The 4,155-nt window shown below is 51.4% G+C and carries 5 protein-coding genes; 1 reads left to right on the top strand and 4 read right to left on the bottom strand.

Translation table 11 applies throughout. The features are described from left to right. Nucleotides 1-106 precede the first annotated feature (106 nt). On the top strand, nucleotides 107-1,762 hold the full coding sequence (locus E8K88_RS17760; RefSeq protein ID WP_136408002.1) for a recombinase family protein: 1,656 nt from the start codon (nucleotides 107-109) through the stop codon (nucleotides 1,760-1,762). Between the two features lie 2 nt (nucleotides 1,763-1,764). Here the strand turns inward: E8K88_RS17760 and E8K88_RS18120 are convergent, their stop codons facing one another. From E8K88_RS18120 to E8K88_RS17745, 4 genes are all read right to left on the bottom strand, one after another. Beyond that, on the bottom strand, nucleotides 1,765-1,941 hold the full coding sequence (locus E8K88_RS18120; protein ID WP_168797389.1) for a hypothetical protein: 177 nt from the start codon (nucleotides 1,939-1,941) through the stop codon (nucleotides 1,765-1,767). Between the two features lie 265 nt (nucleotides 1,942-2,206). Beyond that, nucleotides 2,207-3,211, bottom strand: a complete 1,005-nt coding sequence (locus E8K88_RS17755) for a choice-of-anchor L domain-containing protein (protein WP_136408001.1) — start codon at nucleotides 3,209-3,211, stop codon at nucleotides 2,207-2,209. 244 nt (nucleotides 3,212-3,455) lie between these two features. Continuing rightward, a complete protein-coding gene (locus tag E8K88_RS17750) occupies nucleotides 3,456-3,923 on the bottom strand; it encodes a hypothetical protein (protein ID WP_136408000.1) in 468 nt (155 codons plus the stop codon). Beyond that, nucleotides 3,920-4,155 (bottom strand): glycoside hydrolase family protein (locus E8K88_RS17745; protein ID WP_136407999.1); only part of this gene is annotated, 236 nt, incomplete at its 5' end. The genes E8K88_RS17750 and E8K88_RS17745, both read right to left, overlap by 4 nt.

Raw genomic sequence — 4,155 nt, 5'->3', positions numbered from 1 at the left:
TCAGCTCGGAGTCGGTCAAGGCCTTCGGGCACCCGAGTGATACCATACCTATACGCGGTACGCGGTCTGCGGCTTTTATTGCTATTTCTGTCATGGAGGCTACCTGATGGGTGCTGGATTGGTCTATAGTTATTTGCGGTTTTCAGACCCAAAGCAATCTGCTGGAGGGTCCGTCGACCGGCAGCTCGCTTATGCATCGCGTTGGGCTGCAGAACATGGGCTTGAGCTCGATACAAAGCTGGACCTGCGCGACGAGGGCCTATCCGCATACCATCAGAAGCACATAACATCAGGCGCACTAGGAGCCTTCCTCCGCGCGGTGGAAGATGGCCTGGTGCCAGATGGATCAGTGCTTATTGTCGAGGGGCTGGACCGCTTATCACGCGCCGAGCCAATTCAAGCACAAGCGCAATTAGCCCAGATTGTAAATGCGGGCATCACAGTAGTCACCGCTAGCGATGGAAAGTCCTACAGCCGCCAACGGCTGAAAGACAATCCAATGGACCTTGTTTACAGCCTGCTAGTGATGATTCGTGCGCACGAAGAGTCGGACACAAAGAGCAAACGCGTCAAGGCCAGCATACGGCGATTGTGCGAAAAATGGATTGATGGCAGCTACAGAGGCGCGGTCCAGCAAGGCCGAGACCCTTCCTGGCTGGATCAAGCAGAGGCTGGCTGGACTATCAATGAAGAGGCTGCGGCTTCTGTACGGCGTGTGATTGAGCTCTACAAAGCTGGCTTTGGAGCGAAGAGAATTGTGCAAGCACTGGATGCCGAAGGGCTGCGGATGTACACGCAGGCAAAAGCCAACCAGACCACCCAAATCTACCGGCTTATCAAATTGCCCCAACTCGCAGGACATAAACCTGTCAGCGTCGACGGCGAAGAGTTTCTGCTGCGCGACTATTACCCTGCGCTAATTGATGACGCAGCATGGGATGAGCTGCAACGTGTTTCGTCTCAGCAGGGCCGCAGACGCGTTAAGGGCGACCTGCCCCACGTCATCACCGGCATTGGCATCACCTTCTGCGGTTACTGCGGCCGCCCGATGGCTGGCCAAAACCTGATGACCAAACCACGCTTGCCAGATGGCCGGGTGCGCGATGGCTACCGGCGCTTGCTTTGCGCCTCTGCAGCGGCCTACGGTGGTGGCTGTGCTGTGCCTGGCTCAACCAGCGTCGCGCCAGTTGAGCGCGCCATCATGGATTACTGCTCTGACATCATCAACCTGCAGTCCCTATATGGCGCCGACCGCTCAGCCGCACCGCGCAAACGAGCACAGCAGGCCCGCAAGGCTGTTGATACGATCAAAAAGCAGCTGGACAAGATCACCGAGGCAATGCTGGCCAGCGAGGACGAAGGCACGCCGCTGGTGTTTGCCCGCAAAGCGCGTGAGATTGAAGCCTGCCTACAGGCCGCAGAGCGTGAAGCAGAAGAGGCAGAACGCGAGCTTGCCAGCACATCGCGCAAAGACCTAAGCAACGAGAATGAAGAATGGTTGCGCCTGGCCATAGGCGTTGAAAACCAAGAGGTCGAGGCAAGGCTTCAAGCACGGCAGTTGGTCGCCGACACCTTCGAGCGCATCGAGGTGTGGCACCATGGGATGGAGCCAGATCCCGATGCGAGCGAGCGGGATTACTGCATTGACCTCTTGCTCATGGCCAAGGGGGGCCAAGCTCGTACTCTCAGGATTGACCGAGCTGGCAATTGGATTGCGGGTCTAGAGCATGAAGTTGAGGTGCGGGCCGCTCATAGCAATTAAATTCACTCCACACGCACATCAAAGTGCGCCTCTTCCACCGTTCCAAGGTGCAGGAAACCCGCCTGAAACACCTTGTCAAAGGTATTGTTAAATTGCCCAGCAAGCTTCACTTCAGCCTTCTTCAAAGTTACGTCGCCGCCCTCGTTCGCATCCTGAAAAATCTCAAACGCATCCAACATAACGGAAGTTACAAGAAAAATTTTCTAAAACGACAGCATGAATTTGCTTTCGCCTTACTCTTTATTGTGCACACCGATATTGGAAAAGTATTTGAGGGCATCAGTTAATTTCAGCATACTGAATTCTTTTAAGAATTACAAATTTCCTTCAAACCTTCATCAAGTGACAAATTCGTAGCCAAGGATAAAAAAGGGATCTGTGCCATAAAAAAATCTGGCTAAGCATGCAACATAAAAAGCCCTATACAGGGCTGCAAAGATCGTTTTACAAGAAACGTTTCCTTCTAATAAAGAAGTACGAAAGCGACAAAGCAAAAAAAGTTAGAATAATTGTGCCAAAAGATCCAACTGGAACGGGGGCAATGCTATTGCTATCTGGCCCACCTATACCACCATCAGTTTTATTGCTTGCCCTAATATTAGAAATAAACACACCGCTATCGTAAAAACTATCATTTGTATTGGCTATTGCTATAACTGCAGTATGGACGCTTAAGCTAGGATCCACAGGGGCTGTCAGAAGCATATTTTTGGTAAATCCGTTATATTCTATTTTATAATTACCTGAACCCAAAGGATTATCAACAAAATTAGAAGATGCATTATTCCCAATCAAATCACCATTTGGAAAATATGCATGATTCACTCCATCAACAAAAAAACCAAAAATATCGGTAATAGATTGAGTTGGAAACTCCTCACTACCAAATACAAAATTCATTTGCAATGAGCGAGATGTTGAATTAGAGAACACAAAGTCAAAGCTAATAACATTTTGATTATATGTAGATCCGCCACTTAAACCTGAGAGCAGCGAGTTTCCCCCTGTTGGCGGAAAAGGGATATTTAAACCTTGAGCGCTCCAATCGTTAACGGTATTAGTGAGGGGGAAATTAGCCACCCCAGTTGTTAACAAGACACCATCCCCGATTGACACATTTGGCCCAAGTCCAGTTGAATCAGACAAATTGAAATTTGAGTAGAACGCACTCTGCGCCAAATTACCAGGCTCGGCCCTGCCAATAAAAGATGCAGATCCTGGCACTACAACTATTCCAGAACCATTTCCAATGAGACGTGTCAGAATCTGTTCGGCAGGATCTGGCACGCTGCTCTCAATTAGAGCAAGGTCAATCGCGCTTGCTGCAGTAGAAACTAATGACAGTGACACCAAAATTGCCCCACCGACGATAGAGCGAGTACTCTTTAACATTTTTGCCCCTATAAAAAAAATAGTTCTCCAAATATTACACACAATCACATTCAGCATAAAAAGGAAACCTCTCGCGCTCCGCTGAAGTCGCGAATTCCTTGCTTGCAACTCATTGATTTAACAGATGCGAATTTTTCGAGATTGAAGTTTTGAGAGGCTCCAGGAAGCATCAATTCCGACAAATTCTGTCGGAATTGATGTCAAGAGCGAAATTATGGAGTCCATTACTTCCCCCTGCAGCCAAGCGCCTCAGCGCTGATAGGGCTCCGTATGACGAAAAAAAGGCCAAAGTGCAGTATTTCTACCTCGGCCAAGCCTCCCGCATCAATCCAAGGTCTGCGATGCACTGGTCAGCGACTGCTGCCATGCGTTGATATTCTGTTCCGCACTGAGCGAATACGACACTTGCGGCATCTGCGTAGCTACGGACGGCCTGCTCGGATAGCTGGGACAGCTGCAAGCGCTGGGTTGCGATTGTGTCGCGCAGCCGGTCAGCAGCACGCCGAGAGCCAGCAATGTCAGCTTGCAGCTTTGCGATTGTTTGAGCGTGGTTTTCTTGAGCATCTGCCCGATCCTTTTCCCATTGTTTCGTTTGATTGAGCGCGGCTTGATTGGCCTTGGCCACGGCCTGCGCGTGATCTGCATTGATCTGAGCTATGCGGGCTTCATACCGCTGCATCTGCTCTGCCTTGGCTTTGCTGGTCAGCCAGTGGCCGCCTGCAAGCCCCAGCGCCAGGGCTGCGGCGGCGGTGATTGCGTACGCCTTCATTGCACCAGCCCCGCGCTGAAGTGCCCATCACGCCCCCACTCTGCGCACAGCTCGGCAGTCGTGCCGCGCCGGTTCACAAGCCCATTCAGCCGCACACGCTGGCCGTTAACCGTGCCAAACACCCAGCGCGGCATTTCAGCGCACGCCCCGGCCAGATCGCCCGCATTTGCTTTGCGCAGCAGTGTGCTGCTCACCAACGACGCATCGCCCAGGTTGTAGAGCATGTCGATGA

This window comes from Lampropedia aestuarii, from assembly GCF_004803635.1.
Lineage (GTDB): Bacteria > Pseudomonadota > Gammaproteobacteria > Burkholderiales > Burkholderiaceae_C > Lampropedia > Lampropedia aestuarii.
This window is presented reverse-complemented; position numbering and strand designations above follow the sequence as displayed.